The sequence below is a fragment of the Streptomyces sp. ISL-96 genome, assembly GCF_018614035.1.
Taxonomy (GTDB): domain Bacteria; phylum Actinomycetota; class Actinomycetes; order Streptomycetales; family Streptomycetaceae; genus Streptomyces.
Map to the genome: position 1 here is coordinate 12,227 of NZ_JAGGPA010000035.1, position 22,365 is coordinate 34,591.

Consider the following 22,365-nt stretch of genomic DNA (forward strand, 5'->3'; position numbering starts at 1 on the left):
GCAGGTGGAGAGAGGGGAAATGCACTTGAACGGAGGTACGCGCCGGTAGCGGGTGCCGACAAGCGTCCGAGCGAGCTATGTTCGGTTGTGAGGAAAAGCAGACCCTGTGCCTCACTTATTGGGACGGCTGCGCTTCGGGTTTCCTCTTCAGCCCGAAGTCGATGGGGTGGGGATCTTGTCGACTGGGGAGGAGGAGGTGAAAGTCACCAAGTCCGAGGTTCCGGTGATCACCGGAACCTGGTGCGAAAGGGAGACGCTCCGCAGCTGAAGCGGGGCTATCCGGGAACGGAGTTCTGCGTGGACATCGTCGTCAAGGGCCGCAAGACCGAGGTGCCCGAGAGGTTCCGCAAGCACGTGGCCGAGAAGCTGAACCTGGAGAAAATCCAGAAAATCGACGCCAAGGTGATCAGCCTTGACGTCGAGGTGTCCAAGGAGCCCAACCCGCGACAGGCGGACCGTTCCGACCGGGTGGAGATCACACTTCGCTCGCGTGGCCCGGTGATCCGGGCCGAGGCTTCGGCCGGTGACCCGTACGCAGCGCTGGACCTGGCCACGGGGAAGCTGGAGGCGCGGCTGCGGAGGCAGCACGACAAGCGCCACACGCGTCGTGGCAATGGCAGGCTGTCCGCCGCCGAGGTGGGTGCGGCGGTGCCGGGTGCCGCAGCCATCAACGGCAATGGGCTGCTGGTCGCCGAGGAGGCGCCGCCCACCATTCCCACCACCAGGATCGGACCGCTCGAAGTGCAGGGCGAAGGACCGCTGGTGGTCCGCGAGAAGACACACGTCGCGGCTCCGATGTCGCTCGACCAGGCGCTCTACGAAATGGAGCTGGTCGGGCACGACTTCTACCTCTACGTCGACTCCGAGACGAAGGAGCCCAGTGTCGTCTACCGGCGGCACGCCTACGACTACGGCGTTATCCGCCTTACGACCGACCCCCTCGCCGAAACCGACGCGGGCGGCGCCGGTGGTGCACTCGGCGGGTGATTCGCCGGGCACGCTGAACCGATGCGGGCAGCGCGCCGTACCCATCTGTGATGGTGCCCCTGGAGCGCCTGTGCGCCCCCAGGGGCACCATCGTGCGACCGCAGGATCACCGCTCTGTCGTCCGGGCATGAAATCATGGCGTCGCAAGCCAATCGGTGCTCACCACACTGTGGTTGGGGCAGCTCATGAATTTCGGGCCACGGCCTTCAGGGGGAGGAACGATGGCGGACAGCTTCGGTCCGGTGCAGGACGAGTCCGACATGGGGGACGCCGACGGGGTCGGCGGTTCGGGTACGGACGCCGGGGGGGCGCGCAAGGAGCCCATCAGGGTGCTGGTCGTGGACGATCACGCCCTGTTTCGCCGGGGGCTGGAGATCGTCCTCGCGCAGGAGGAGGACATTCAGGTCGTCGGCGAGGCGGCGGACGGGGCGGAGGCCGTGGACAAGGCCGCCGATCTGCTGCCCGACATCGTGCTGATGGACGTACGGATGCCCAAGCGCGGCGGCATCGAGGCGTGCACCTCGATCAAGGAGGTGGCGCCCAGCGCGAAGATCATCATGCTGACGATAAGCGACGAGGAGGCGGACCTCTACGACGCGATCAAGGCGGGGGCGACGGGGTATCTCCTCAAGGAGATCTCCACGGACGAGGTGGCGACCGCGATCCGGGCGGTGGCCGACGGCCAGTCCCAGATTAGCCCCTCGATGGCGTCGAAGCTCCTCACCGAGTTCAAATCGATGATCCAGCGCACCGACGAGCGCCGGCTCGTCCCGGCGCCGCGGCTGACCGAGCGGGAGCTGGAGGTCCTCAAGCTCGTCGCGACGGGCATGAACAACCGTGACATCGCCAAGGAGTTGTTCATCTCCGAGAACACGGTGAAGAACCACGTCCGGAACATCCTGGAGAAGTTGCAGCTGCACTCCAGGATGGAGGCGGTCGTTTACGCGATGCGGGAGAAGATCCTGGAGATCAGGTGAGGCGGGCCAGTTCCGTGCTCAGCGCACTGCGCAGGTCGGGTGCGTCGACGCGCTCCAGGCGTACGTCCGTGCAGCCGACCCACTGAGCGGCCTCGACCAGTGCCTCGGCCATCGGCCGGACCGCCTTCCGGCCCTCCAGTGAGACCTGGCGCGCCACCAGGGTCTTTCCCTCGCGCGCCGGGTCGACGCGGCCCAGCAGCCGGCCGCCCGCGAGCAGCGGCATCGCGAAGTACCCGTGTATCCGCTTCGGCTTGGGGACGTACGCCTCCAGGCGGTGAGTGAAGCCGAAGAGGCGCTCGGTGCGCGGGCGGTCCCAGATGAGGGAGTCGAAGGGCGACAGCAGCGTCGTGCGGTGGCGGCCGCGCGGGGTGGTCGCCAGCGCCTCGGGGTCGGCCCAGGCGGGCTTGGCCCAGCCCTCGACCTCGACCGGCACCAGGCCCGACTCGGCGATCACGGCCTCGACCTGCTCGCCCTTGAGGCGGTGGTAGTCCGCGATGTCGGCGCGCGTGCCGACGCCCAGGGACTGTCCGGCCAGCCGCACGAGGCGGCGAAGGCACTCGGTGTCATCCAGGTCGTCGTGGTACACGGCGTCCGGGACGGCGCGCTCGGCCAGGTCGTAGACCCGCTTCCAGCCGCGCCGCTCGGTGCACACCACCTCGCCGTACATCAGCGCCCGCTCGACGGCCACCTTCGACGCCGACCAGTCCCACCACTCGCCGCCGTTCTTGGCACCGCCCAAGTCGGTCGCCGTTAGCGGGCCTTCGGCGCGCAGCTGCTTGATCACCGCGTCGTACGAGCCGTCCGGGAGGTCGTGGTGCCAGTGCGGGCGGTCGCGATAGGCGCGGCGGCGGAACGCGAAGTGCGGCCATTCCTCCATGGGCAGGATGCACGCGGCGTGCGACCAGTACTCGAAGGCGTGAGCGCCGGTCCAGTAGGCGGCGTCGACGGTCGTACGGCCTACGGCGCCGAGCCGGGCGTACGGAATCAGCTCGTGGGAACGGGCCAGCACGGAGATCGTGTCGAGCTGCACCGCGCCCAGGTGGCGCAGCACGCCGCGCACCCCGCCCCGCCGGTCCGGGGCGCCCAGGAACCCCTGCGCGCGCAGGGCGATCCTGCGGGCCTCGTCGGCGGACAGAGACGTGGTGGGCGACAGCAGACTGGTCATGACCGCAGCCTAGGCGCCGCCACTGACAACAGGCCCTGGCCTGCGGGGATTCAGGTCCTTGGCGGGCAGGTACGGGCGCACTGTGGGCAGACCGAGATCGGACGGGAGCAGCGCGCCGGTCCAGCCGTCGCGGCGTACGCCCTTGTTCGCGATGCCGGAGCGCTGGACGCCCTCGATGACGAAACCGGCCTTCTCGGCGACCGCGCGCGACGCGTCGTTGCCGACCTCGGCGCGCCACTCCAGGCGCTCCACGCCCGCCGTGGTGAAGGCCCAGTGGGCGACGGCCCGCACCGCTTCCGTGACGTAGCCGCGGCCACGGTGCCGCTTCGCCGCCCAGAACCCGACTTCCGCGGCGCCCTCGCCGCGGGTGATCGACGAGATCGCCGCCACCAGTTCCCCGCTGCCCCGGGTGAGCACCGCGAAGGCGTACACGGTGTCGAAACGCCAGCCGTCCGGCACGATCCGGTGGACGAAGCCCTCCGCGTGCTCACGTTCGTACGGCGAGGGGATCGACGTCCAGCGCTGGATGTCGGGGTCCTGACAGGCATGGAGGACGGCGTCCGTGTCGGTGGGCTCGAAAGGGCGCAGCAGCAGACGCTCGGTGGTGAGGATGGTGGGCTCCATCGGCTGATTCTCGGCTCGGCGGACAGGGGCACGCCAGACCTTTTTGGGATGGCCCGGCACCTTCCGGGCTCCCTGTCCGTTCTCTTTGCGGGTAACAGTGGGCCTTCCTGCGGGCGGACCTCCCGGCGTGGCGGGGTCCTCGCTTACGATGGCCGATGCGGTGGGGACCACCTGCCGTGCCCGCGCCAGAGTCCATACGACCCAGTGCACAGGCCCGACCGGCAAGGAGACCAGCCTCAGTGTCCGTCTTCAACAAGCTCATGCGTGCAGGCGAAGGCAAGATCCTGCGCAAACTGCACCGCATCGCGGACCAGGTCAACTCCATCGAAGAGGACTTCGTCAACCTCTCCGACGCCGAGTTGCGGGCGCTCACCGATGAGTACAAGGAGCGGTACGCCGACGGCGAGAGCCTGGACGACCTGCTTCCCGAGGCTTTCGCGACCGTCCGCGAGGCAGCGAAGCGTGTTCTCGGTCAGCGCCATTACGACGTCCAGATGATGGGTGGAGCCGCCCTGCATCTCGGTTATGTCGCCGAGATGAAGACCGGTGAGGGCAAGACCCTCGTCGGCACGCTTCCCGCGTATCTGAACGCGCTGTCCGGCAAGGGCGTCCACCTGATCACGGTGAACGACTACCTGGCGGAGCGCGACTCCGAGATGATGGGCCGGGTGCACAAGTTCCTCGGCCTCGATGTCGGCTGCATTCTCGCCAACATGTCGCCGGCGCAGCGCCGTGAGATGTACGCCTGCGACGTCACGTACGGCACGAACAACGAATTCGGCTTCGATTATCTGCGCGACAACATGGCGTGGTCGAAGGACGAGCTCGTCCAGCGCGGCCACAACTTCGCGATCGTCGACGAGGTCGACTCGATCCTGGTCGACGAGGCCCGTACGCCGCTGATCATCTCGGGACCGGCCGACCAGGCCACCAAGTGGTACGGCGACTTCGCCAAGCTGGTCGTCCGCCTGAAGAAGGGCGAGCCGGGCAACCTGCTCAAGGGCATCGAGGAGACCGGCGACTACGAGGTCGACGAGAAGAAGCGCACCGTCGCCATCCACGAGTCCGGTGTCGCCAAGGTCGAGGACTGGCTGGGTATCGACAACCTCTACGAGTCGGTCAACACGCCGCTCGTCGGATACCTGAACAACGCCATCAAGGCCAAGGAACTGTTCAAGAAGGACAAGGACTACGTCGTCATCGACGGCGAGGTCATGATCGTCGACGAGCACACCGGCCGTATCCTCGCCGGCCGCCGCTACAACGAGGGCATGCACCAGGCGATCGAGGCGAAGGAAGGGGTGGACATCAAGGACGAGAACCAGACGCTCGCCACGATCACCCTGCAGAACTTCTTCCGCCTCTACGACAAGCTTTCCGGCATGACCGGTACGGCCATGACCGAGGCCGCCGAGTTCCACCAGATCTACAAGCTGGGCGTCGTACCGATCCCGACGAACCGGCCGATGGTCCGCGCCGACCAGTCCGACCTCATTTACCGCACCGAGGTCGCGAAGTTCGCCGCCGTCGTCGACGACATCGCGGAGAAGCACGAGAAGGGCCAGCCCATCCTGGTCGGCACGACGTCCGTGGAGAAGTCGGAGTACCTCTCGCAGCAGCTGTCCAAGCGCGGCGTCCAGCACGAGGTCCTCAACGCCAAGCAGCACGACCGTGAGGCGCCGATCATCGCCCAGGCCGGCCGCAAGGGCGCCGTCACCGTCGCCACGAACATGGCCGGTCGCGGTACGGACATCAAGCTCGGCGGCAACCCGGACGACCTCGCCGAGGCGGAGCTGCGCCAGCGCGGCCTCGACCCGGAGGAGCACATCGAGGAGTGGGCCGCGGCCCTGCCCGGCGCGCTGGAGAAGGCCGAGCAGGCCGTCAAGGCCGAGTTCGAAGAGGTCAAGGCCCTCGGCGGGCTGTATGTGCTCGGTACGGAGCGGCACGAGTCGCGGCGTATCGACAACCAGCTGCGCGGTCGTTCCGGCCGCCAGGGCGACCCGGGCGAGTCCCGCTTCTACCTGTCGCTGGGCGACGACCTGATGCGCCTGTTCAAGGCCGCCATGGTCGAGCGCGTGATGTCGATGGCGAACGTGCCCGACGACGTACCGATCGAGAACAAGATGGTGACGCGGGCGATCGCGTCCGCGCAGTCGCAGGTGGAGCAGCAGAACTTCGAGACGCGTAAGAACGTCCTGAAGTACGACGAGGTGCTCAACCGGCAGCGCGAGGTCATCTACGGCGAGCGCCGCCGGGTCCTGGAGGGTGAGGACCTGCAGGAGCAGATCCGTCACTTCATGGACGACACCATCGACGCGTACATCCAGGCGGAGACCGTCGAGGGCTTCGCCGAGGAGTGGGACCTCGACCGGCTGTGGAGCGCGTTCAAGCAGCTCTACCCGGTGAAGGTCACGGTGGAGGAGCTGGAGGAAGCGGCGGGCGACCGGGCGGGGATCACCGCCGAGTTCATCGCCGAGTCCATCAAGGACGACATCTACGAGCAGTACGCCGAGCGCGAGGCGCAGCTCGGCTCCGACATCATGCGCGAGCTGGAGCGGCGCGTGGTGCTGTCCGTCCTGGACCGCAAGTGGCGCGAGCACCTCTACGAGATGGACTATCTCCAGGAGGGCATCGGCCTGCGCGCGATGGCCCAGAAGGACCCGCTGGTCGAGTACCAGCGCGAGGGCTTCGACATGTTCAACGCCATGATGGACGGCATCAAGGAAGAGTCCGTCGGCTACCTGTTCAACCTGGAGGTCCAGGTCGAGCAGCAGGTCGAGGAAGTTCCGGTTCCGGCGCAGGACGCGTCCCAGAAGCCGTCGCTGCGCAAGGAAGACGCGGTTCCCGCGGGTGCGCCGCGTCCGGAGATCCGGGCGAAGGGGCTCGACGCTCCGCAGCGGCCCGACCGGCTGCACTTCTCCGCCCCCAAGGTGGACGGTGAGGGCAGTGTCATCGAGGGTGACTTCGAGAACGGTGAAGGGCCTGCGCGGTCCGAGTCGGACGGCATGACGCGTGCCGAGCGGCGCAAGGCGCAGAAGGGTGGCGGCAGCGGCGGCCGTCGCCGCAAGAAGTAGGAATTGCTTCGTTTGCAGCGCGGCCGGGGCCGGACACCGATGGGTGTCCGGCCCCGGCCGCATTTCGGCGGGTCGGCTGTGGCTAGTCGGGGGCGCAGGCGGCGGCCACCGGGTCGCCGCGGTCGCCGCGGTCGCCGCCCAGCTCGACGGCGGCGCACCGCCAGCGCAGGTCTTGGCCCTGCTCCAGGCGGAACGCCATCGCCCGTACCTGCTCGCCGGCCGCGATGCTTGCGAAGGCCTCGACCACGCCGGGGCGCGGGTGGAAGCCGCCGCAGGTGCGTACGACGGGGAGGGTGCCGCGGGTGCGCAGCGGGGTCCTGGGCGCGAGCTGGACGAGCTGCTCGTACGCCTCTCCGATGGTGTGGCCGAGCATCCAGTGCACGGGGCGCCGGCCGCTGAGTACGGCCAGCAGGCGCTCGGCGAACTGTTCGTGCGGGGTGGGGCGGTGGTGGTGCCGGCGGGGTGCTGTGGGTGCGGTCGCGGTCGCGGTTGTGGGGCTCGTAGTGGCTGCCCGTGACGTGGGTGCGCCGGGCCTGCGCGGGTCGCGGCGCCCTTGCGGCCGTGTCCTGTCGTTGCTCATCTGTGTGCCCCCGCTCTGCCGGCCCGGCTTTACTACCGGGCGGTAACTTCTGCTGGTGATCTTCTACGGGAGTGAGAGGCGGCTGCAAGACCGGGTAACCGGGGGAAGCGGCCGTCGGCCAAATCACCTATCCGGGTGATGGGAGGCAGGCGTGGGGCGGCGGGCGGCCGACAGGCGGTTCGTCGGGTGGACGTCGTGGAGGCCGGGGACCACCACCCCGAAGGGGGACTCCGTACGTATCCTTGAGTCCGCCTCCCGACTACGAAAGCGGCCTGCCAATGCGCGTCTACGTCCCCCTGACCCTTTCCGGTCTCGCTGAGGCGCACAAGGCCGGACAGCTCGGGCCCGGTCCGCTGACCGCCTACGCCGTGACGCCCGGTCTGCGCGAGTGGTACGTCTCGGACGACATCGAGGAGCTGGAGTACGCCGCGCTGAACCGGGCCGCGGCAGCGTCCCTGCGGCTGCTCGCCGGGGACCCCGGCGCCGCGCGCCGCCGGGTCGTCGTGGCCGTCGACGTACCGGACGGGGAAGCTGTCGCGGACCCCGACCGGGGGCTGGACGCGGCTGGGCTCGGCGAGGTGCGGATCGCCGCCGCGGTGCCGCTGAAGAAGGCGGCGGCGGTGCATGTCGACGCGGACGACGCGGAGGCGGATGTGGCCGCGGCGGCCGCGGCGCTGGGTGCGGCGGACCACGGGGACGACGACGCGCAGTTCACGGTGGACGGGGCGGAGGACCACGAGCTGCTGTGGTTCGGGGTCCAGGAGATCCCGAATCTGATCGGCTGAGCTGGGCTGGCCTGGGCTGGGCTGCGGTGGGATGTCTGCGTTGTCGTAGTCAGTGGGTACCTTCTTGGAATGGGGAAGCACACGACGACGCATCTCGTCTGGGACTGGAACGGCACGCTGCTCGATGACATCAGTGCGGTCATCGGGGCGACGAACGCCGCCTTCGCGGAGATCGGGATCGAGCCGATCACGCTGGCGCAATACCGCGAGCTGTACTGCGTGCCCATCCCCCGCTTCTACGAGCGGCTGATGGGGCGGCTGCCGACGGACGACGAGTGGCTGGTCATGGACGAGGCGTTCCATCGGCATTACACCGAGCTGCGGGTGGTGTGCGCGCTCACCCTCGGGGTCGAGGAGCTGCTCGTGGAGTGGCAGGCCGGGGGGCGCAGCCAGTCACTGCTGAGCATGTACGGGCATGACCAGCTGCTGCCGGTGGTGCGGCAGTACGGGATCGAGCGGCACTTCGTGCGGGTCGACGGGCGGACCGGGCCTTCCGGTGGCAGCAAGGCCGCGCACATGGCCCGCCACGTCGCGGCGTTGGGCGGCGTGGCGCCGGAGCGGGTAGTTGTGATTGGCGATGCGGTGGACGACGCGGTGGCGGCCGCGCATGTGGGGGCTCGGGCGGTGCTCTATACGGGGGGCTCGCACAGTCGGGCCAGCTTGGAGCCGGCCGGGGTGCCGGTGGTGGACACGCTCGCGGAGGCGGTGGAGCTGGCGGAGCGGTGGATGGGGTGAGAGTCACCCGGTCAGCACTCCGCCGCCCCCCGTACGACTGGCGCTCCGCCCCGGACCCCGCTCCTCAGACGCCGGAGGGGCCGGAATCGCTCTTCGCGCGCAGGACCTTCAGGAACTCGCGCATCCAGGCTGAGTGGTCCGGCCAGGCGCGCGCCGAGACCAGTGTGCCGTCCACGACCGTCTCGGCGTCCTGGAAGGTCGCTCCCGCGGCCTGCATGTCCAGCTCCAGGGCCGGATAGGCCGTGACCCGGCGGCCGGCCAGGCCGTCGATGGCGGCCGTCAGGAGCGGGCCGTGGCAGATCTGTGCCACCGGCTTGTCCGAGTCGAAGAAAGCCTTGAGGATCTTGCGCAGCTCCAGGTCGTTGCGCAGGTACTCCGGGGCCCGCCCGCCGGGGATCACCAGGGCGGCGTACTGGCCCGGCTCGACTTCGGAGAACGCCAGGTCGGCGGGCCAGGTGTAGCCGGGCTTCTCGGTGTACGTATCGAAGCCGGGCTCGAAGTCGTGGACCACGAACTGGAGCTTCTTGCGGGTCGGGGCGGCGATGTGGACTTCGTACCCCTCCTCGCGCAGGCGTTGGTACGGGTAGAGGACTTCCAGCGATTCCGCCGCGTCGCCGGTCACGATGAGGATCTTGAGTGCCATGGCTGTGTGCTCCTCCTCGGGCGGGCCGTGCCGTGCCGTCCGGTTCAACGTGCACCGGGCGGCGGCGTTTGCCAAGGCGCCCCGCCGGAACAGGTGAGAGGCCGTCGTACGTTCCGCGCTGTCCAGAGTGTCAAACTTCGGGGCTGGTTTTGTACACCGATCGGACATGACGGGCCCCCCGTGCGGGGAGATAGCCTGGTGCCGTGATCAGCGCGATAGCCCTCGGGGGCAGTGAAGCCCCCGGCATGCGCCCGGAGCGCCACCGTGCCCGGGCGATCGCTGGTCCCCGAAACCCCGACCGGCCGTCAAAATTGGCCAATAACGTCATGGGTATCTCTCTTCGCGGCATAACGTCGACCCGACCGGATACCCCGCGTCGTGGCGTTGTGTCATCTTTCTTCACCTACGTCACGCAATGGCGCGCGACAGGAGCCAGAGGACATGCAGACCAAGCTGGACGAAGCCAAGGCCGAGCTGCTCGTACGGGCGGCCCGGGTAGCTGAGAACAGCCCGGCCGGGGGGCAACCTTCGACTGGGTCCACGAGTGAGGGCATTCCCGACCGGGACACCCTTCTCGCGTACCTCCAGCGCTACTACCTGCACACGGCCCCCGAAGACCTCGCCGACCGCGACCCGGTCGATGTATTCGGCGCGGCGCTCTCGCACTACCGGCTGGCGGAGAACCGCCCGCAGGGCACTGCCAACGTCCGGGTGCACACCCCGACCGTCGAGGAGAACGGCTGGACGTGCAGCCACTCCGTCGTCGAGGTGGTCACCGACGACATGCCCTTCCTCGTCGACTCCGTCACCAATGAGCTGTCCCGCCAGGGGCGCGGCATCCATGTCGTGATCCACCCGCAGGTCACCGTGCGGCGCGATCTCACCGGCAAGCTCATCGAGGTTCTCCCGGCCGACGGCCGCCGCAAGGCCGAGAAGCTGCCGCACGACGCGTGCGTCGAGTCCTGGATCCATGTCGAGATCGACCGCGAGACCGACCGCTCCGACCTCAAGCAGATCACCGCCGACCTGCTGCGCGTCCTGAACGACGTCCGCGAGGCCGTCGAGGACTGGGAGAAGATGCGCGACTCGGCGCTGCGTATCGCCGACGAGCTGCCGAGTGAGCCCACCGCGGACGACCTGCGCGACCAGGAGGTCGACGAGGCCCGCGAGCTGCTGCGCTGGCTGGCCGCCGACCACTTCACCTTCCTCGGCTACCGCGAGTACGAGCTGACGCCCGACGACGCGCTGTCCGCCGTCTCCGGCACCGGCCTCGGCATCCTGCGCTCCGACCCGCACCACAGCGGCAACGAGGACCACCCGGTCAGCCCGTCCTTCAGCCGGCTGCCCGCAGACGTCCGGGCCAAGGCCCGCGAGCACAAGCTGCTCGTACTGACGAAGGCCAACAGCCGCTCGACCGTGCACCGGCCCAGCTACCTCGACTACGTCGGCGTGAAGAAGTTCGACGCGGACGGGAATGTCGTCGGCGAGCGGCGCTTCCTCGGGCTGTTCTCCTCGGCCGCGTACACCGAGTCCGTACGCCGTGTCCCCGTCGTCCGCCGCAAGGTCGAAGAGGTCCTGGAGACCGCCGGCTTCTCGCCCAACAGCCACGACGGCCGCGACCTGCTCCAGATCCTGGAGACGTACCCGCGCGACGAGCTCTTCCAGACGCCCGTCGACCAGCTGACGTCCATCGTGACGAGCGTGCTGTACCTCCAGGAGCGGCGCCGGCTGCGCCTCTACCTGCGACAGGACGAGTACGGGCGCTACTACTCCGCCCTCGTCTACCTGCCCCGCGACCGCTACACCACCGCCGTGCGGCTGCGGCTCATCGACATCCTCAAGGAGGAGCTCGGCGGCGTCAGCGTCGACTTCACCGCCTGGAACACCGAGTCGATCCTCTCCCGCCTGCACTTCGTCGTCCGTGTCCCGGCCGGCACCGAGCTGCCGGCCCTCACCGACGCCGACACCGAGCGCATCGAGGCCCGCCTGGTCGAGGCCGCCCGCTCCTGGGCCGACGGTTTCGCCGAGGCCATGAACGCCGAGCTGGGTGAGGAGCGCGCCGCCGAGCTGCTGCGCCGGTACGGTCACGCCTTCCCCGAGGGCTACAAGGCCGACCACTCGCCGCGCGCCGCCGTCGCCGACCTCGTCCACCTCGAACAGCTGACGCACGGCCGCAACAGCTTCTCGCTCTCCCTGTACGAGCCGGTGGGCGCCGGACCCAACGAGCGCCGCTTCAAGATCTACCGGATCGGCGAGCAGGTCTCCCTGTCCGCCGTCCTGCCCGTGCTCCAGCGGCTCGGTGTCGAGGTCGTCGACGAGCGTCCGTACGAGCTGCGCTGCACCGACCGTACGCACGCGTGGATCTACGACTTCGGCCTGCGCATGCCCAAGTTGAACGGCAACGACGGCTACCTGGCCGACGACGCCCGTGCCCGCTTCCAGGAAGCGTTCTCCGCCGTGTGGACCGGGCAGGCCGAGAACGACGGCTTCAACGCCCTCGTGCTCAGCGCCGGACTGGACTGGCGGCAGGCGATGGTGCTGCGCGCGTACGCGAAGTACCTGCGCCAGGCCGGTTCGACCTTCAGCCAGGACTACATGGAGGACACCCTCCGCAACAACGTCCACACCACCCGCCTGCTGATCTCGCTGTTCGAGGCGCGGATGTCGCCGGAGCGCCAGGTCGCGGGCACCGAGCTGACCGACGGGCTGCTCGAAGAGCTCGACGGCGCGCTCGACCAGGTCGCGTCCCTCGACGAGGACCGGATCCTGCGGTCCTTCCTGACCGTCATCAAGGCGACGCTGCGCACCAGCTTCTTCCAGAAGACCGCCACCGGTGAGCCGCACTCCTACGTGTCGATGAAGTTCGACCCGCAGGCGATTCCGGACCTCCCCGCGCCCCGCCCGGCGTACGAGATCTGGGTGTACTCGCCGCGCGTCGAGGGCGTCCACCTGCGCTTCGGCAAGGTCGCCCGCGGTGGTCTGCGCTGGTCGGACCGGAGGGAGGACTTCCGGACCGAGGTGCTGGGCCTGGTCAAGGCACAGATGGTCAAGAACACGGTCATCGTGCCGGTCGGTGCCAAGGGCGGCTTCGTCGCCAAGAACCTGCCGGACCCGTCCGTCGACCGTGACGCGTGGATGGCCGAGGGCATCGCTGCGTACAAGACCTTCATCTCGGCGCTGCTCGACATCACCGACAACATGGTGGCGGGGCAGGTCGTGGCGCCGAAGGATGTCGTGCGCCACGACGAGGACGACACGTACCTCGTCGTCGCCGCAGACAAGGGCACCGCGACCTTCTCCGACATCGCCAACGAGATCGCGATCGCCTACAACTTCTGGCTCGGTGACGCCTTCGCGTCGGGTGGTTCGGTCGGTTACGACCACAAGGGCATGGGCATCACCGCCCGCGGCGCCTGGGAGTCCGTCAAGCGGCACTTCCGCGAGCTCGGCCACGACACCCAGAGCGAGGACTTCACGGTCGTCGGTGTCGGTGACATGTCGGGTGACGTCTTCGGTAACGGAATGCTGCTCTCCGAGCACATCCGCCTCGTCGCGGCCTTCGACCACCGGCACATCTTCATCGACCCGAACCCGGACGCGGCCACCTCGTACGCCGAGCGCCGCCGCCTCTTCGAGCTGCCGCGCTCCTCGTGGGCCGACTACGACACCGCGCTGCTGTCCGCCGGTGGTGGCATCCACCCGCGGAGCGCCAAGGCGATCCCGATCAACTCGCACATCCGCGAGGCGCTCGGCATCGAGCGGGGCATCACCAAGATGACCCCGGCCGACCTGATGAAGGCGATCCTCAAGGCGCCGGTCGACCTGCTGTGGAACGGCGGCATCGGTACGTACGTCAAGTCCTCGGCGGAGTCGAACGCCGACGTCGGTGACAAGGCGAACGACGCGATCCGCGTCAACGGCGAGGACCTGCGGGTCAAGGTCGTCGGCGAGGGCGGCAACCTGGGCGCGACCCAGCTCGGCCGCATCGAGTTCGCCCGCCGCGGTGCCGGCGGCGAGGGCGGCCTCAGTGGTTCAGGAGGAAGGTGTAACACCGACGCCATCGACAACAGCGCGGGCGTGGACACCTCCGACCACGAGGTGAACATCAAGATCCTGCTGAACGGGCTCGTCGCGGACGGCGACATGACGGTCAAGCAGCGCAACAAGCTGCTCGCCACGATGACCGACGAGGTCGGCACGCTCGTCCTGCGCAACAACTACGCGCAGAACGTCGCTCTGGCGAACGCCGTCGCCCAGGCGCCTTCCCTGCTCCACGCCCACCAGCGCTTCATGCGCCGGCTGGAGCGCGACGGGCACCTGAACCGTCCGCTGGAGTTCCTGCCCACCGACCGGCAGATCCGCGAGCTGCTCAGCGCCGGGCGCGGCCTGAGCCAGCCGGAGCTGGCCGTCCTCATGGCGTACACCAAGATCACGGTGGCGGAGGAGCTGATCCACACCGGCCTGCCGGACGACCTGCACCTGCGGGGCCTGCTGCACGCGTACTTCCCGAAGGCGCTGCGGGAGAAGTTCGGCGAGCAGATCGACGCGCACGCCCTGCGTCGCGAGATCATCACGACCGTGCTGGTCAACGACACGGTCAACACCGGTGGCTCGACCTTCCTGCACCGCCTGCGGGAGGAGACCGGGGCGTCGATCGAGGAGATCGTACGGGCGCAGTTCGCGGCCCGCGCGATCTTCGGGCTGAGTGATGTGTGGGACGCCGTCGAGGCGCTCGACAACAAGGTCGCCGCCGACGTCCAGACCCGGATCCGGCTGCACTCGCGCCGCCTCGTCGAGCGCGGTACGCGCTGGCTGCTGGGCAACCGGCCGCAGCCGCTGGAGCTCGCCGAGACCATCGAGTTCTTCGAAGCCGGTGTGGCGCGGGTCTGGGACGAGCTGCCGAAGCTGCTGCGCGGCGCGGACCTCGAGTGGTACCAGGGCATCCTCGACGAGCTGACCGACGCGGGCGTTCCGCAGGAGCTGGCGCTGCGGGTGGCCGGGTTCTCGTCCGCCTTCCCGACGCTCGACATCGTCGCCATCGCGGAGCGCAGCGGCAAGACCGCGATGGAGGTCGCCGAGGTGTACTACGACCTCGCCGACCGCCTCTCGATCACCCAGCTGATGGACCGGATCATCGAGCTGCCGCGGGCCGACCGCTGGCAGTCCATGGCCCGCGCCTCCATCCGCGAGGACCTGTACGCGGTGCACGCCGGCCTGACGCAGGACGTGCTGTCCGTCGGCAACGGGGAATCGACGCCGGAGCAGCGCTTCAAGGCGTGGGAGGAGAAGAACGCGGCGATCCTGGGCCGTGCGCGGACCACGCTGGAGGAGATCCACGGGTCGGACGCGTTCGACCTGGCGAACCTCTCGGTGGCCATGCGCACGATGCGGACGATGCTGCGTACGCGCGTCTGAGTCCGTACGTACGCGTAGGAAAAGGGACGCCCCGCACCGGAACGACATCGGTGCGGGGCGCCCCTTTTCACGTACCTCTTGCCGACGTCCACAGCCTGCGGCAGGACAGCAGGGCCGCCGCGAGCAGCAGGCCGTTGCGTACGACCATCAGCGCGCAGCCCAGCGGCGTACCCGACACCACGTCCGCGTACAGCACCGGATACGCGAGCGCGCTCAGCGCGGCCGCCGGCAGCAGCAGCGCAGCGACCGGGCGCTGGGTGGTGGCGCGCGAGGTGAGGCAGACGGCGGCCAGGCCCAGCAGCCAGACCAGGTACTGGGGGCTGATCACGCGGCTGGTGACGGTGAACAGGAGCACGGCGGCCAGCGCGGCGTCGAAGGGGGTGGCCAGTGTCCAGCGCCGCGCCCTGATCCGCCACACCAGCAGCCAGCAGAAGGCGGCGGCGGTGAGGAGGAGGGACGCGTGGGCGAGGGACGAGACGTACGGCCCGGTGAGCTCCATGGCGCCGTACCGGTATTCGGCCGTGCCCGGCCAGCCCGCCAGCCGCGCCAGGGACAGCGCTGTCCCGGCCAGCGACTCGATCTGAACGCCTCGGCTGCCCTGCTGGCGCAGGAAGCCGAGGGTGTGCGAGAAGGCGAACGCGAGCACGGCGAGCAGCGCGGCCGCACTGGCGGCGGCGGACAGCCAGGCGTCCCTGGTGGTACGTCCACGGGGGGTGCCCAGGAGCGTGAGGACCGGCCAGATCTTCACCGTCGCGCCGAGCGCGGCCAGTGCACCACCGACGCGGGGCCGGTGGTGCAGGGCGAGCAGGGCCAGTGCGCCGAGGGCGGTGACCTGGACGTCGTACCGGACCAGGGGCAGATGGAGGAGCAGCGGCAGCGCGCCCACCCACATCCAGGCGCCGGCCGTGCTGCGTCCGGTGCGCCGTCCCGCGCGGGCCAGGGCCAGGGCGACGAGCGCGTCGGCGGCGAGGGTCAGGACGAGGAACCCCTGGAAGTACGTGAGCCAGGGCAGGGTGCCCGGCGCGAGAATCACCAGGGCCGTGCCGGGCGGGTACTGCCACATGGCGTCGTCGAGGGGGAAGCCGCCGCGGGCGAGCTGTTCGTACCAGCCGTAGTAGATGTGGTGGACCTCGCCGCTGATCGTTCCCACGTCGAAGGCGGCGAGGGGCTGCGCGAGCAGGGCGAGCATGAGGAGGCGGGTGGTGAGCCAGACGGCGGCGAGTGCGCGGGCGCGGCGGCGAGCGGCGGTCGCGGAAGTGGGGGAGCCGGGGGCGGTGTTCGCGTCGGCCGCGATCTGGTCGGTCGTCATCAAGGCGCACTTTAGCCACCTTTGTGTTATTTCTTCGCCTTTGTGTGCTGCTCGTACGCGGCGACGACGTCCTTCGCGGGGCCGTCCATCCGCAGCGCCCCGGCTTCCAGCCAGATTGCCCGGTGGCACGTCTCGGTGACGGTCCTGTTGTTGTGGCTGACCAGGAAGACGGTGCCCGCCGTCGCGCGGAGCTCGGCGATACGGGCCTTGCTGCGGCGCTGGAAGGCGGCGTCACCGGTGGCGAGTGCCTCGTCGATCATCAGTACGTCGTGGGTCCTGGCGGCGGCGATCGAGAAGCGCAGACGGGCCGCCATGCCGGAGGAGTACGTGCGCATCGGCAGCGTGATGAAGTCGCCCTTGTCGTCGATGCCGGAGAAATCGACGATCTGCTGGTAGCGCTCGCGGATCTCCCTGCGCGTCATGCCCATCGCCAGGCCGCCGAGGACGACGTTGCGTTCGCCGCTCAGGTCGTTCATCAGCGCGGCGTTGACGCCGAGGAGCGAGGGCCGGCCCCGGGTGTAGATGTGGCCGCCCGCGGGCGGGAGCAGGCCGGCGACCGCCTTGAGGAGGGTGGACTTGCCGGAGCCGTTGGAGCCGATGAGGCCGATGGCCTCGCCTTTGTGGGCGACGAAGGTGACGCCTTTGACGGCGTGCACTTCGCGGGCGCCGGTCCCGGACTGGACCTTGTAGGTGATGTGGACGTCGTCAGCGATGACGGTGGGGGTTTGTGCGGGCTGTTCAGCCACGGCCGTACGTCTCCTCTGCCTGCCAGAAGTAGATGAAGCCGCCGACGCCCGCGAGCAGCGCCCAGCCCGTGGCGAGGAGCCAGGCGTGCGGCGGCAGCTGGGCGGCGGTGAAGCTGTCGATGAGGGCGAAGCGCATCAGGCCGATGTAGACGGCGGCCGGATTGCACTCCAGCGCCACGGCCGCCAGGTGCGGCAGCTTGTCGCTCTGCAGGACATGACCGACGCTCCACATGACGCCCGAGACGTACATCCAGGTGCGCAGGACGAAGGGCATCAGCTGGGCGATGTCGGGGGTCCGGGACGCCAGCCGGGCCATGATCAGCGCCAGGCCCGTGTTGAACAGCGACTGGAGCGCGAGAGCGGGCAGTGCCAGCAGCCAGGACGGCCGGGGCAGCTGCCCGAAGCAGCAGAGGATCGCCGAAAGCGCGGCCATCGAGAAGAGGAGCTGCTGGAGTTGCTGGACGGCGTACGCGACGGGGAGTGCGGCGCGTGGGAAGTGCAGGGCGCGGACCAGGCCCAGGTTGCCGGTGAGGGCGCGGGTGCCCGCGAGGGCCGAGCTGCTGGTGAACGTCCAGACGAAGACGCCCGTGACGAGGAACGGGACGAAGTCGGGGATGTCGTCCTTGGTGTGGAGCAGGACGCCGAAGATGAAGTAGTAGACCGTGGCGTTGAGGAGTGGAGTCATGATCTGCCACATCTGACCCAGCCTGGCCTGGCTGTACTGGGCGGTCAGCCGGGCGGTGGCGAACGCGGTGACGAAGTGGCGGCGGCCCCACAGGCGGCGCGTGTACTCGGGGAGCGGCGGGCGGGCGCCGCTCTCGGTGAGGCCGTGGCGGGCGGCGAGTGCGGCGAGGTCGAGGGAGCTCACATCGGTCGCTTTCGGTAGTGCGGTACGACGGGACGGGACCGTATCGTCGCTACGGTGACAGTAGGGCGCTCGTACGTCGAAACGCAACCGTTGCGTCGCGGCGCTAAGCTGTCCCGCATGAGTGCCGACCCGCGACCGACCGCGCCACCCCGCCGCGTCCCCGCCGGAGCCGCCGTGCTCCGGGAGGACGTCACCGACGCCATCCGCACCGCGGTCTTCGCGGAACTGGCCGCCGTCGGGTATGCCCGTATGTCGATCGAGGGCATCGCCCGCCGGGCCGGCGTCGGCAAGACGGCCGTCTACCGGCGCTGGAAGTCCAAGCTCGCGCTCGTGCTCGACCTGGTCTCCGCCGTCGCGGCCGAGGGGCTGCCGGCCCCCGCCACCGGTTCGCTGTACGGCGACGTGCGCGCCCTGCTCGAAGTGGCCGCCCACGCGCTGCGGCACCCCGTCGCCTCGCAGGTCATCCCGGATCTGCTGGTCGAGGCCGCGCGTCACCCCGAGATCGCCGACGCCATCAAGTCGGCCCTCCTCGACGGACAGCAGGGCGTCGCCGCCGGTGTCGTACGGGACGCCGTCACGCGCGGCGAGCTGCCCGAGGGGACGGACGTGGACCGCGCCCTCGACCTGATCGTGGGGCCGCTGTACTGGCGGCTCGTGGTCGTACGCACCGAGCTGCCCGCCGGGTATCTCGACGACCTCGCGGCGTCGGCGGTCGCCGCGCTCAAGGCCTGACGGTCCGCCCGGGCAGCGGAACGGCGGCCCGGTCACGGAGACCGGGCCGCCGTCGTGGGCGTGCGGCCGGGGCCGGCTACTTCACCGCGCCGGCCATCACGCCGGACACGAACTGCCGCTGGAACGCGAAGAAGACGATCAGCGGGATGACCATCGAGATGAAGGCGCCGGGCGCCAGAATGTCGATGTTGTTGCCGAACTGCCGTACCTGGCGCTGGAGCGCCACCGTGATCGGCGGGTTGGCCGAGTCGGCGAAGATCAGCGCGACCAGCATGTCGTTCCAGACCCACAGGAACTGGAAGATGCCGAGCGAGGCGATGGCCGGGCCGCCGAGCGGCATCACGACGCGGGTGAAGAGGCGGATCTCGCCCGCGCCGTCGAGTCGCGCCGCCTCCAGGAGTTCCCTCGGGATCTCCGCGAAGAAGTTCCGGAGCAGGAAGATCGCGAAGGGCAGGCCGAAGGCGACGTGGAAGAGGACCACGCCCGCCGTGGTCTCGAAGATGCCGATCTTGCCGAAGAGCTCGGACACGGGGACGAGCGCGACCTGCACCGGAACCACCAGCAGGCCTACGACCACCAGGAACCACCAGTCGCGGCCCGGGAAGTCCATCCAGGCGAAGGCGTACCCGGCCAGTGAGCCGATCACGACGACCAGGACGGTCGACGGGACGGTGATCATGATCGTACTGAGCAGGGAGTCGACGATGGTGTTGTTGTCGAGGAGGCCGGCGTAGTTGTCGAGGGTGAGCTCGGAGGGGGCGGAGAAGACCTTCCACCAGCCCGTCTCCGCGATGTCGGTGGGGTTGCGCAGGGACGAGAACAGCAGCCCGATCGTCGGCATCAGCCAGAACAGCGCGACCAGGATGAGGAAGACGCTCACCACTCCGCTGCCCGCGCGCGCCACTATCCGCGCCGGGAAGGACTGCTTGGGCTTGGAGGTCGTTACGGTCATCGGCGGCTCTCCTTTCGCATCCTGCGGATGTTGAAGAGCATCACCGGGACCACCAGCAGTAGGAGCAGTACGGCGATGGCGCTGCCGATGCCCGGGTCCGCGTCCGTACCGAACGACGAGCGGTAGAGCTGGAGCGCCAGCACGTTCGCGTCGTCCTGGGACGACCCCGGCGCGATGATGAACACCAGGTCGAAGATCTTCAGTACGTTGATCATCAGCGTGACCAGCACCACCGCCAGCACCGGCGCGAGCAGCGGGACCGTGACGCGGCGGAAGACCTGCCACTCGTTGGCGCCGTCGACACGGGCCGCCTCCAGGAGTTCGCGCGGCAGGCCCGCGAGCCCGGCCGCGATCAGCACCATCGCGAAGCCCGCCCACATCCACACGTAACTGCCGATGATCGCCGGGGTCACCAGGCTCGGGCCGAGCCAGTCGACGCCGTTGTACGGCTCCCGGAAGTTCGAGGCCGGGAAGCGCAGGTCCGCTCCGTCGGCCTCGGCGGAGAGCGTAAACGTACCGTCGGATCCTGCCCTGGCCGAGTCGACCACCTTGCCGTCCTTGACGGCCTCGACCTTGATGCCCTTGAGGCCGAGCTCCTCGGGGTCGATGGCGTTGGGCTTGCCGCCGCCGCCCTTCGTGAAGTCCAGCCAGGCTGTGCCGGTGACCTTGTCGGGCGCGGTCTTGGCGGGCGCGGCGATCTCGGCGTCGCCCGGCATCTTGGCGGGCGGTACGCCGACCAGGGGCAGCAGGACCTGCTCACCCGCCTTCGCCGGCTCCTTGGTGATGAAGGAGCCGCCGCCGCCCGCCTTCAGCGGATGCACCGGCAGCGGGCGCGCCTTCGGGAAGCCGGCCGACTCCGAGAAGGTGTCGTGGACGCTCACCGCCACGGCGTTGGCGACGCCGCGCTCCGGATTCTGCTCGTACACCAGCCGGAAAATGATGCCCGCGGCGAGCATTGAGATCGCCATCGGCATGAAGACCAGCAGCTTGAACGCCGTGCCCCAGCGGATGCGCTCGGTGAGTACGGCGAATATCAGGCCCAGCGCGGTCGAGACGGCCGGGGCGACGACCACCCAGATGGCGTTGTTCTTGACGGCCGTCAGGATGGTGTCGTCGGTGAAGATCTCGACGAAGTTGTCGAGCCCGGCGAAGCTGTCGCCCGCCTTGTCGAAGAAGCTCCGGTAGACCGAGTACCCGATCGGGTAGACCACGAGCGCGCCGAGCAGCACCAGCGCGGGCAGCAGGAAGCCGACCGCTATGGATTTGCGTGTGCCTGTCACGCTCTTGCGTTTGCCCTTGTCGGCGGGGGGCGGCGTGATCTTCGCGGCGCCCCCCGCGCTCGCTGGCGTCACGGCGTCAGCTCTTGTACGCCTTGGCCGCGTCGGACTCCAGCCGCTGCTGGGTCCCCGCGATGTCCTTCGGGTTCTTCAGGAAGTCCTGGAGAGCCTTCCACTCGCCCTTGCCCGGCGTGCCGCCGAACGACTGCGGGGCCTGGTCCGACATGTCGAAGCGGAAGTCGTCACCCGCCGCGATCAGCGCCTTCGCGATGTCGCGCTGCACGTCATTGGGGTACGCCGCCACGTCCAGGGACTTGTTCGGCGACACGAACCCGCCTGCCGCGGCCCAGATCTTCGCCGCGTCGGGTGACGCCAGGAAGGTCAGCAGCGCCTTGGCGCCCTTGGAGTCCTTCAGCGCCACGGCCGCGTCGCCGCCCGTCACCACGGGCGACTCGCTGCCCACCGCCGGGAACGGGAACACCTTGGCGTCGGTGCCGATCTTCGCCTTCGTCTGCGCGATGTTGACGGAGACGAAGTCGCCCTCGAAGACCATCGCGGCCTTCGGGTCCTCGGCGAACGTCTGGGTGACGGACGCGGGGAACTCTGTCTGCAGGGCGCCGTCCTGGCCGCCCGCGATGAGCTCCTTCTTGCCGAACAGCTCCGCGAGGGTGGTCAGCGCGTTCTTGACGGAGGGGTCCGTCCACTTGATCTTGTGCTGGGCCAGCTGGTCGTACTTCTCGGGGCCCGCCTGCGAGAGATAGATGTTCTCGAACCAGTCGGTGAGGGTCCAGCCGTCCGCGCCACCGATCGACACCGGGGGGACGCCGGAGGCGGAGATTGTCTCGGCCGTGGCCAGGAAGTCCTTCCAGGTCTTCGGCTCCTCGGCGCCCGCGTCCTCGAAGACCTGGGCGTTGTACCAGATCAGGGACTTGTTGGCGGCCTTGAAGTACACGCCGTACTGGGTGCCATCGACAGCGCCGATGTCCTTCCAGCCCTGCGAGTAGTTCTTGTCCAGCTGTGCTTGGGTCGCCGCGTCAACCGGCTTCGCCCACTTGCGCTTGACGGCCTGCTGGAGCGCGCCGACCTGCGGCAGCATCGCCACGTCGGGGGGTGAGCCCCCTGCGATCTTGGTGCCGAGGAAGTTCACGATGGGGTCCTGGGCCGGGACGAAGGTGACCTTCGCGCCCGTGCGCTTCTCGAACTCGTCGAGGACCTTGGTGAAGTTCTCCTGCTCGGGGCCCGTCCAGACCGCGGCGACCTGGACCTCCTCGCCGTTCAGTTTGGGGAGCTCTACGGAGGCCGGGGGTTCTGTGGTGGCTCCGCTTCCCTCGTTTCCTTTGTCCTTGTCCTCGTTGCCGCCGCAGGCGGTGAGGGCGAGCGTACTCGCGGCGATCATCGCCAGGGCGGCCCTTCGAGCCCTGCGACCCCGGTGTGTACGAAGAGTTGTGCGCATTACTGCCCCGTCTCTCCTGTGCGCGTGCGGATTCGGCGCAGCC

At 69.2% G+C, this 22,365-nt stretch carries 17 protein-coding genes; 7 read left to right on the forward strand and 10 right to left on the reverse strand.

Annotated features, from left to right (window positions below; all coding sequences use genetic code 11):
• The first annotated feature begins 297 nt into the window (after positions 1–297).
• Positions 298–987, forward strand: a complete 690-nt coding sequence (gene hpf, locus J7E96_RS22155; protein ID WP_215133497.1) for a ribosome hibernation-promoting factor, HPF/YfiA family — start codon at positions 298–300, stop codon at positions 985–987.
• A gap of 221 nt (positions 988–1,208) precedes the next feature.
• Positions 1,209–1,964 carry a response regulator transcription factor gene (locus J7E96_RS22160; RefSeq protein ID WP_215133413.1) on the forward strand — a complete coding sequence of 252 codons (756 nt, stop codon included), beginning with the start codon at positions 1,209–1,211 and terminating at the stop codon, positions 1,962–1,964.
• Here J7E96_RS22160 and J7E96_RS22165 read toward each other — a convergent pair.
• Positions 1,957–3,129 carry a winged helix-turn-helix domain-containing protein gene (locus J7E96_RS22165; protein ID WP_215133414.1) on the reverse strand — a complete coding sequence of 391 codons (1,173 nt, stop codon included), beginning with the start codon at positions 3,127–3,129 and terminating at the stop codon, positions 1,957–1,959. The two genes, J7E96_RS22160 and J7E96_RS22165, sit on opposite strands and share 8 nt — an antisense overlap.
• A 9-nt stretch (positions 3,130–3,138) precedes the next feature.
• Entirely contained in the window at positions 3,139–3,753 is a 615-nt protein-coding gene (locus J7E96_RS22170) for a GNAT family N-acetyltransferase (protein WP_215133415.1), read from the reverse strand.
• A 239-nt stretch (positions 3,754–3,992) separates the two neighbouring features.
• Here J7E96_RS22170 and secA point away from each other — a divergent pair, with 239 nt between their 5' ends.
• A complete protein-coding gene (secA, locus tag J7E96_RS22175) occupies positions 3,993–6,827 on the forward strand; it encodes a preprotein translocase subunit SecA (RefSeq protein WP_215133416.1) in 2,835 nt (944 codons plus the stop codon).
• A gap of 82 nt (positions 6,828–6,909) precedes the next feature.
• On the opposite strand, the gene J7E96_RS22180 is transcribed toward secA, so the two are convergent.
• Positions 6,910–7,407, reverse strand: coding sequence for an Rv3235 family protein (locus J7E96_RS22180; protein ID WP_215133417.1), 498 nt, complete (start codon positions 7,405–7,407; stop codon positions 6,910–6,912).
• 278 nt (positions 7,408–7,685) lie between these two features.
• Here J7E96_RS22180 and J7E96_RS22185 point away from each other — a divergent pair, with 278 nt between their 5' ends.
• Both J7E96_RS22185 and J7E96_RS22190 read left to right on the forward strand, forming a co-directional pair.
• Positions 7,686–8,192, forward strand: coding sequence for a hypothetical protein (locus tag J7E96_RS22185; RefSeq protein WP_215133418.1), 507 nt, complete (start codon positions 7,686–7,688; stop codon positions 8,190–8,192).
• Positions 8,193–8,261: 69 nt separating this feature from the next.
• On the forward strand, positions 8,262–8,927 hold the full coding sequence (locus J7E96_RS22190) for an HAD family hydrolase (protein ID WP_215133419.1): 666 nt from the start codon (positions 8,262–8,264) through the stop codon (positions 8,925–8,927).
• 64 nt (positions 8,928–8,991) lie between these two features.
• On the opposite strand, the gene J7E96_RS22195 is transcribed toward J7E96_RS22190, so the two are convergent.
• Positions 8,992–9,570, reverse strand: a complete 579-nt coding sequence (locus J7E96_RS22195; RefSeq protein WP_215133420.1) for a DJ-1/PfpI family protein — start codon at positions 9,568–9,570, stop codon at positions 8,992–8,994.
• Positions 9,571–10,011: 441 nt separating this feature from the next.
• On the opposite strand from J7E96_RS22195, the gene J7E96_RS22200 reads away from it, so the two are divergent.
• Positions 10,012–14,985: an NAD-glutamate dehydrogenase gene (locus tag J7E96_RS22200; protein ID WP_215133421.1), complete on the forward strand. Its 4,974-nt coding sequence runs from the start codon at positions 10,012–10,014 to the stop codon at positions 14,983–14,985.
• A 67-nt stretch (positions 14,986–15,052) separates the two neighbouring features.
• Here the strand turns inward: J7E96_RS22200 and J7E96_RS22205 are convergent, their stop codons facing one another.
• From J7E96_RS22205 to J7E96_RS22215, 3 genes are read right to left on the reverse strand one after another with little or no spacing between them, the layout of a single operon-like run.
• On the reverse strand, positions 15,053–16,294 hold the full coding sequence (locus tag J7E96_RS22205; protein WP_215133422.1) for a glycosyltransferase 87 family protein: 1,242 nt from the start codon (positions 16,292–16,294) through the stop codon (positions 15,053–15,055).
• A 26-nt stretch (positions 16,295–16,320) separates the two neighbouring features.
• Positions 16,321–17,040, reverse strand: coding sequence for an ABC transporter ATP-binding protein (locus tag J7E96_RS22210; RefSeq protein ID WP_215133423.1), 720 nt, complete (start codon positions 17,038–17,040; stop codon positions 16,321–16,323).
• Positions 17,033–17,908, reverse strand: coding sequence for an ABC transporter permease (locus tag J7E96_RS22215; protein WP_215133424.1), 876 nt, complete (start codon positions 17,906–17,908; stop codon positions 17,033–17,035). Before J7E96_RS22215 ends, J7E96_RS22210 begins: the two co-directional genes overlap by 8 nt.
• Positions 17,909–18,025: 117 nt before the next feature.
• Between J7E96_RS22215 and J7E96_RS22220 the strand changes: the two genes are divergently transcribed.
• On the forward strand, positions 18,026–18,640 hold the full coding sequence (locus tag J7E96_RS22220) for a TetR/AcrR family transcriptional regulator (RefSeq protein WP_215133425.1): 615 nt from the start codon (positions 18,026–18,028) through the stop codon (positions 18,638–18,640).
• Between the two features lie 76 nt (positions 18,641–18,716).
• On the opposite strand, the gene J7E96_RS22225 is transcribed toward J7E96_RS22220, so the two are convergent.
• Genes J7E96_RS22225 through J7E96_RS22235 form a run of 3 tightly spaced genes read right to left on the reverse strand, consistent with a single transcriptional unit; the run spans position 18,717 to position 22,322 of the window.
• Entirely contained in the window at positions 18,717–19,592 is an 876-nt protein-coding gene (locus J7E96_RS22225; protein WP_215133426.1) for a carbohydrate ABC transporter permease, read from the reverse strand.
• The gene (locus tag J7E96_RS22230; protein WP_215133427.1) at positions 19,589–20,944 is read right to left on the reverse strand and encodes a carbohydrate ABC transporter permease; all 1,356 of its coding nucleotides are present in this window, start codon (positions 20,942–20,944) and stop codon (positions 19,589–19,591) included. Before J7E96_RS22230 ends, J7E96_RS22225 begins: the two co-directional genes overlap by 4 nt.
• 4 nt (positions 20,945–20,948) lie before the next feature.
• Positions 20,949–22,322 (reverse strand): ABC transporter substrate-binding protein, encoded by a 1,374-nt coding sequence (locus J7E96_RS22235; RefSeq protein WP_215133428.1) that lies wholly within the window; start codon positions 22,320–22,322, stop codon positions 20,949–20,951.
• Positions 22,323–22,365 lie beyond the last annotated feature (43 nt).

Bases quoted from the DNA above. Each gene is read 5' to 3' on its own strand.
- J7E96_RS22165 (WP_215133414.1), bottom strand. From the start codon at position 3,129: ATGACCAGTCTGCTGTCGCCCACCACGTCTCTGTCCGCCGACGAGGCC.
- J7E96_RS22205 (WP_215133422.1), bottom strand. From the start codon at position 16,294: ATGACGACCGACCAGATCGCGGCCGACGCGAACACCGCCCCCGGCTCC.
- J7E96_RS22170 (WP_215133415.1), bottom strand. From the start codon at position 3,753: ATGGAGCCCACCATCCTCACCACCGAGCGTCTGCTGCTGCGCCCTTTC.
- J7E96_RS22190 (WP_215133419.1), top strand. From the start codon at position 8,262: ATGGGGAAGCACACGACGACGCATCTCGTCTGGGACTGGAACGGCACG.
- J7E96_RS22200 (WP_215133421.1), top strand. From the start codon at position 10,012: ATGCAGACCAAGCTGGACGAAGCCAAGGCCGAGCTGCTCGTACGGGCG.
- J7E96_RS22185 (WP_215133418.1), top strand. From the start codon at position 7,686: ATGCGCGTCTACGTCCCCCTGACCCTTTCCGGTCTCGCTGAGGCGCAC.
- J7E96_RS22180 (WP_215133417.1), bottom strand. From the start codon at position 7,407: ATGAGCAACGACAGGACACGGCCGCAAGGGCGCCGCGACCCGCGCAGG.
- J7E96_RS22160 (WP_215133413.1), top strand. From the start codon at position 1,209: ATGGCGGACAGCTTCGGTCCGGTGCAGGACGAGTCCGACATGGGGGAC.
- J7E96_RS22195 (WP_215133420.1), bottom strand. From the start codon at position 9,570: ATGGCACTCAAGATCCTCATCGTGACCGGCGACGCGGCGGAATCGCTG.
- J7E96_RS22225 (WP_215133426.1), bottom strand. From the start codon at position 19,592: ATGACCGTAACGACCTCCAAGCCCAAGCAGTCCTTCCCGGCGCGGATA.
- J7E96_RS22235 (WP_215133428.1), bottom strand. From the start codon at position 22,322: ATGCGCACAACTCTTCGTACACACCGGGGTCGCAGGGCTCGAAGGGCC.
- J7E96_RS22220 (WP_215133425.1), top strand. From the start codon at position 18,026: ATGAGTGCCGACCCGCGACCGACCGCGCCACCCCGCCGCGTCCCCGCC.